This is a genomic window from Nostoc sp. (assembly GCF_036917675.1).
Classification (GTDB): Bacteria; Cyanobacteriota; Cyanobacteriia; order Cyanobacteriales; family Nostocaceae; genus Nostoc.
This window is the reverse complement of record NZ_JBALCT010000001.1, coordinates 104,392-110,935: the sequence shown is the minus strand read 5'-3', so window position 1 is coordinate 110,935 and position 6,544 is coordinate 104,392. Positions and strand designations below refer to the sequence as shown.

General features: G+C 43.2%; 6 protein-coding genes. 4 read left to right on the top strand and 2 right to left on the bottom strand.

Annotation, left to right across the window (positions count from 1 at the left end; translation table 11 throughout):
- Together V7K31_RS00490 and V7K31_RS00485 are read left to right on the top strand one after the other, a co-directional pair.
- Positions 1–2,589 (top strand): HEAT repeat domain-containing protein (locus tag V7K31_RS00490; protein WP_335091952.1); only part of this gene is annotated, 2,589 nt, incomplete at its 5' end.
- A 141-nt stretch (positions 2,590–2,730) separates the two neighbouring features.
- On the top strand, positions 2,731–3,090 hold the full coding sequence (locus V7K31_RS00485; protein ID WP_335091951.1) for a hypothetical protein: 360 nt from the start codon (positions 2,731–2,733) through the stop codon (positions 3,088–3,090).
- 168 nt (positions 3,091–3,258) lie between these two features.
- Here V7K31_RS00485 and thrS read toward each other — a convergent pair whose 3' ends face one another.
- Positions 3,259–5,109, bottom strand: a complete 1,851-nt coding sequence (thrS, locus tag V7K31_RS00480; RefSeq protein WP_335091957.1) for a threonine--tRNA ligase — start codon at positions 5,107–5,109, stop codon at positions 3,259–3,261.
- A 109-nt stretch (positions 5,110–5,218) separates the two neighbouring features.
- A complete protein-coding gene (locus tag V7K31_RS00475) occupies positions 5,219–5,341 on the bottom strand; it encodes a hypothetical protein (RefSeq protein WP_335091950.1) in 123 nt (40 codons plus the stop codon).
- Between the two features lie 182 nt (positions 5,342–5,523).
- Between V7K31_RS00475 and V7K31_RS00470 the strand changes: the two genes are divergently transcribed.
- Together V7K31_RS00470 and V7K31_RS00465 are read left to right on the top strand one after the other, a co-directional pair.
- Complete coding sequence (locus V7K31_RS00470; protein ID WP_335091949.1) at positions 5,524–5,841, top strand: DUF2605 domain-containing protein; 318 nt, start codon at positions 5,524–5,526, stop codon at positions 5,839–5,841.
- Between the two features lie 303 nt (positions 5,842–6,144).
- A complete protein-coding gene (locus V7K31_RS00465; RefSeq protein WP_335091948.1) occupies positions 6,145–6,474 on the top strand; it encodes a DUF2973 domain-containing protein in 330 nt (109 codons plus the stop codon).
- The last annotated feature ends 70 nt before the right edge of the window (positions 6,475–6,544 follow it).

Below are 6,544 nucleotides of genomic sequence, written 5' to 3'. Positions count from 1 at the left end.
GTTCGTTCCGGTGCAGCATCGGCATTGGGAAATCTGGGGGAGGCTGCCAAACCCTATGTCAAAGACATCGCTGACATCCTCAAGGATAAAACCGTTGACTCAAGAGTTCGTTCCGGTGCAGCATCGGCATTGGGAAATCTGGGGGAGGCAGCCAAACCCTACGTCAAAGACATCGCTGATATTCTCAAGGATAAAACTGTTGAAACTATGGTTCGTTCCGGTGCAGCAGAGGCATTGGGAAATCTGGGGGAGGCTGCCAAACCCTATCTCAAAGACATCGCTGACATCCTCAAGGATAAAACCGTTGACTCAACTGTTCGTTCCAGTGCAGCAGTGGCATTGGGAAATCTGGGGGAGGCAGCCAAACCCTACGTCAAAGACATCGCTGATATTCTCAAGGATAAAACTGTTGAAACTATGGTTCGTTCCGGTGCAGCAGAGGCATTGGGAAATCTGAGGGAGGCAGCCAAACCCTACGTCAAAGACATCCTCGATTTCCCCAAGGATGAAATTGTTGGCAGTTTTTATGTTGACTTTCCAAGTTCTGCATTGGGAAATCTGCGGGAGCTAACCAAACCCTACATCAAAGACATTCTTGACATCCTCAAGGATAAAACCCTTCGCTCAAATGTTCGTTCCGGTGCAGCAGTGGCATTGGGAAATCTGGGGGAGGCTGCAAAACCCTACGTCAAAGACATCCTCGACTTCCTCAAGGATAAATCCGTTGAGTCTTATGTTGCTTCCGGTGCAGCACAGGCATTGGGTAAGATAGAACAACTCAACCTGAATAATATTGTTGTAATTCTAGATAGCATCTATTACGCAGATTATGAGGAACTTAAACAGTGGCGATTTTTGACATATTTCCTGGGTGGCGGCACTGATGATGTCAAAACCTTGCTCACATGGCTAGGCAAACCGAAAGCAATTCCTGATAAGCTGACACACGCTGAAGGTGTAAAAACACTAGAAGTCTTTCGCAAAGCCTGGGAAGCCAGCCAAGGACTAGATGAATTAATAAAAGATTTAGCACAAAAAATTTCTGAAGTTGCTGCCAACAAAAAAGTTTATTGGAAAGCCGAGGATATTAACTTACTGCAAACTCATTATAGCAACCTCAAAAAAATTAACTTTACCCAAGCTGATACACTACAGACAGTAATTAGTCATTTGGAATATTGGCAGTGGTTTTTCAAAGCCAGAAATATAATCTTAATTCACATCATCTTTTGGCTTCTCCTCATCTTTGCCTATCCCAAATTTCCCCAAGTCCAAGCTATCTTCTTCTGGAACCCTTGGGTAAGGCGCATCTTAGGCGTGGGCTACGTCGGCTTTCTCCTCGCTTGGATTCCCTTTTTCCGTCGCAAATTATTTGAACCCTTCAAGCCTTCCCTGTTAGCCGATGCCGGGTTAGATAATTTTAACCCCCAAACATACTTCCCAGAATCTCAGGTGAAAGTTCCCAGTGCAGAAGAACCCCAAGCAATTACCCAGGTGCTACCCAGCATCACCGGGCAGATTGTTCTAGAAGGTGATTCCGGCTTGGGTAAGTCGATGTTTCTGCGCCATCTGGTAAAAACCTCACCGCGCATTGTGGTTTATCTACCAGCCCGCAAGTGCGACAAGGGGGTAATTGAAGCAATTCAAGCCAAGCTACACGGGCAAGCACAAGATGCTGATTTTCTCAAGAATTTAATTTATAGTGGTGCTTTAGATATCTGCATTGACGGACTTAACGAAGTCACAGCCGACACCAGGGCAAAAATTTGTCAGTTTGTCGAAAGCTATTTCCGGGGTAACATCATCATGACTACCCAGCCCCTAGAGTGGACACCACCTTCAACAGCCAAGATATATAAATTACAGCCCCTTGAGCCAGCCCAAATTCAGCAATTTTTGATTTCCCGTCAGCCACGACTGCCCAAAAATGCCAAAGTACAAGGTGATGATTACAAACAAGCTTGCAATAATTACTTAACTCAAGCCTTCAGCAACCAGCAATCATCAGAGGAATTAGCTGCTAATCAAAGGGTTCTCTCTAACCCAATGGATTTAACTGTTGTGGCGTTAATGATCTCCCAAAGCGCATACCCCGACCTGTTTCACTTGCAAGAACAGCAATATAATTTGATGGCAGGAGAATACCTGCAAGAGTGGAACCAGGAATTTCCCTTAAAAAAATTCTCCGATGCTGTTTATCAAATGCGGTTGAACGATGAACAGGCCCTACCCGCAGATGAATTTTTCAAAGTATTAGAATCTTTAGAAGATGAGAAATATAAAATGGTCGTCAGCCGTCAGTGGCAAAACGAAGAAGGTGCAGCCAAGAGAGAATGGTATTTCCGCCACGATAAGATTATGGATTTCTTTTTGGTGCAGAACTTTCTCGGCGAGAAAGATGAAGCTAAAAATCGACTGATTGACCAGATGGGCGACTCCCGTTTTCGGGGTGTGTACTTTTTGCTAGTCAACTTACTGCCTTTAGATGCTGCTAAAGAACTGAAGGAAAAATTAGTTCAATACGCCGCCGATACCAAAGACCATACTGTGAGTGATACCTTTGTGCAACTGTTGCGGCCAAGGGCGTGAGATTAATTCGTAATTGGTAATCGGCTACGCCCCTCGACGCTAACGTAATTCGTAATTAAGAAAGAGACTTATAGGTTGAGGGTAAATTCTTGATTTAATTAAAATGAGTCTCTGAACTCCGTCAACGAGTCTTTGAACTGGATGAATCCACCTCTGAACTCCGTCAACGAGTCTTTGAAGTGGATGAATCCACCTCTGAACTCCGTCAACGAGTCTTTGAACTGGATGAATCCACCTTTGAACTCCGTTAACGAGTCTTTGAACTGGATGAATCCACCTCTGAACTCCGTTAAGGAGTCTTTGAACTGGATGAATCCACCTTTGAACTGCGTTAACGAGTCTTTGAACTCCATTAATGAGTTTTTGATATTACATACCAATACGCTTGGGTTAAGGATAATTGTAGGTTGGGTTGTAGCTTGCTTCCCCATAGGGGTACGTAGTGAAACCCAACAAAGTCCCGAAAATGTTGGGTTTCATCCCTCAACCCAACCTACGTAGGTTAAGGTTTTTGGCTTTAACCCAAGCGTATTGTATTACATACGTTACGATCGCACCTTTACCAAAACCTACCAGCTAGCCAATGCTCCGATCTACTAAACAAAACGCACACCAATTATAATTAGTGTGCGTCTGGGGTTAGATTTTAGAAATGATCGAGGTTAAATTTTAGAAATTCTCGAACTTAGCGATCGCATCTTTCATCTTATCCACCACCTCATCTACAGCTATAACTCCCAATTCCCCAGAGGCGCGGGTACGGATACTCAAGGTGTTAGTTTCCACTTCCTTCGCTCCCACCACAGCCATCACGGGTATTTTTTCTTTCTCTGCATTCCGAATCTGTTTACCTAAGCGATCGCCACTGGTATCAACTTCTGCACGGATGCCCAACGCTCTCATCTTCGCCACCACATCTTTAGCAAAATCTAACTGTGTATCACCCACTGGCAGTAATCTAGCTTGCACAGGCGCTAACCACAAAGGGAAATCGCCCGCATATTCTTCAATTAAGATCCCAATCAACCTTTCCAGTGAACCAAAAGGCGCACGGTGAATCATTACCGGACGTTTGCGAACCCCATCTTCGGCGACATACTCCAACTCAAAGCGTTCTGGCAAATTGTAATCTACCTGCACAGTTCCTAATTGCCACTCCCGATCTAAAGCATCACTAAAGATAAAGTCGAGTTTCGGCCCATAAAATGCTGCCTCTCCAATACCTTCAAAGTGTTCCATCCCCAAGGTTTCAACTGCACGGCGAATTGCACCTTCGGCTTTGTCCCAAACTTCATCATCACCGATGTACTTATCACTAGCAGGATCGCGGAAACTGAGTCTAGCTTTAAAGTTCTTCAGTTGCAGACTATTGAACACCGACAAAATCAAATCCACCACACTGAGGAATTCACTATCTAGCTGTTCTGGGGTGACGAACAAGTGAGAATCATCTACGGTAAAACCGCGCACCCGCGTTAAACCGCCCAATTCTCCTGATTGTTCGTAGCGGTAAACAGTACCAAATTCTGCCAGTCGCATCGGTAGTTCCCGATAGGAGCGTAACTCACTTTGATATATTTGGATATGGAAGGGACAGTTCATCGGCTTGAGGACAAAGCCCTCTTCTTTGGCAGCAGCTTCCTCGTCATCCGCCATCAAAGGGAACATATCTTCTTTATATTTCTGCCAGTGTCCAGATTTTTTAAATAAATCGACTTTAGCAAGATGGGGAGTCACCACAGGTAGATAACCCCGTTTTAATTGTTCTTGCTTGAGGAAGTCTTCTAAAGTACTCCGCAACAGAGTACCCTTTGGCGTCCACAAAGGTAAACCCGGCCCGACTAGATCAGAAAATATAAATAATCCCAGTTCTTTCCCAAGTTTCCGGTGATCTCGCCGCAGCGCTTCTTCTTTGCGTCGCTTATATTCAGTGAGTTGTTCTGGACTTTCCCAAGCGGTGGCGTAGATGCGTTGTAATTGGGCTTTAGTTTCATCCCCACGCCAATAAGCACCAGCAACGCTTTCTAGTTCAATTGCCTTCGGGTTTAATTCACTGGTATTTTCCAGATGAGGTCCGGCACACAAATCCCACCATTCATTCCCCAGGTGGTAAATCGTGATTGGTTCCTGTTTGATATCTGCCAGAATTTCTAGCTTATAAGGTTCCTTAATTTCCTGAATCCGGCGTTCGGCTTCTTCGCGGCTGACTTCTTCCCGACTTATTCCCAGCTTGCGATTGATAATCTTCGCCATCTCTTTCTTAATGGCTTTGAGATCATTTTCGCTAAATGGTTCTGGGTTGTCAAAGTCATAGTAAAAACCGTTTTCAATCCAAGGGCCGATTGTAACTTGCGCCTTGGGAAACAGCTTTTGTACTGCCATTGCCATTACATGGGAAGCAGTGTGGCGAATCTTTTTTAAGTTCTCCGATTCGCTGGTACGCGGTAAATAGATTTTTTCAACTTGTTCTGACTGTTGTGACTGATTTGATGAATTTGGCGACATTGGCTGCTGAACCATTGGCGAAGTGATTACAAAAGGTGATTTATCTGAATCTGTAGGCTTATTCAACTATAACGACTTTGGTTTTTGCCAGTTCAGCTTTATGTTCCCACTACTGGATTAATTTTTAATCGGCGATAAAGATAAATTTTTGATTGCTTACCTGAGTGTGAAATTCAGGATTCCACGCGTAGGCGTAGCCCGTCGTAGACATCGCTAAATTATCTGATGAATTACAACTCGCTGTCATATATACCTATAGACGCCTCTCCAAAGGAACTATACAAACTCCATATCAAGACTATATGATAAATTTTGTGTTCTTTGTTACATATTTTTAGATCCTCGGAATTATGAGAAAAATAAGAAAAATGTTAAGAAACATAAATAACGTTAATATTAGTAAGCAAGTTGAAAATATGCTTCTCATTTATGTCAGACTCAAATTTACCAGGGACTGAATTGCTGAAAACGGTTTTAGAACCCCTGCTTGAAGATTTTCAGCATTGGTTTACGCGATCGCGCCATTTACTCGAAACTGAGCAACTATCATTTATGAGTGACCAAGAGCAATCAGACTTGCTCTTCCGGGTTAAGCAAGCGCAGGATGAACTAAACACAGTGAAGATGCTGTTTAATGCTACTGATAAACAAGTCGGGATTGAGATGGCAACGTTAATGCCTTGGCATCAATTAGTAACAGAATGTTGGAATGTCGCAATGCGCTTTCGTCAAGGGCGTGAAGTCTAAGCAGCAGTTGAGAGCATCTGCTAAATTTCGGCAGACTACTTAGTAATGTCTAACGACAAGACGCTAGCTCAGTCGTCAAAGAGATAGTAGAAAATTCTTAACAACTTCTTAACATTATTTAGATTAACAAAATAATGTATCCTATGCTACCGTAAGTGGAATAACGGTTGACAAATAGCTTCATATGGATGTAATCGCACAAAGAGTGCGTCAAATACTCGTCTTAACTGTGAGTAACAGTGTCGGCGAAGCAAAGCGTTAAAAAATAAAGTTTAAAAAATTGCTGCCCTGGAGGAAAATCTAATGTTACACCTGCTTTACATTCTTGCTTTTACAATCCTTGCATTTATAGCTGTTGGCAACTTAATTCGTAACCTGATCATGTTCAGTTTTGATCGCGATCGAACTTACCCGACAAATTCCTCGCCAATGAATAATCAAGGCAACTATGGTTATTATTCATCAAAAAAACAGTTTGTACCCCATCCAGAGTTATTAGATAGCGCGGGCAACTTAATTAAAGAGCCACTTTTGGTAATGCGTTCGATTAACGTTGAAGATGCGCGTCAACATCTTGATGCACTTTACGAAGCATCTCCAGGACATAAAAGAGAAAATTCTGAGGAAGCGTAAAAGAGACGCGATTAATCGCGTCTGTACAGGAGTTAGGAGACGCGATTAATCGCGTCTGTTTGGGTGTAAA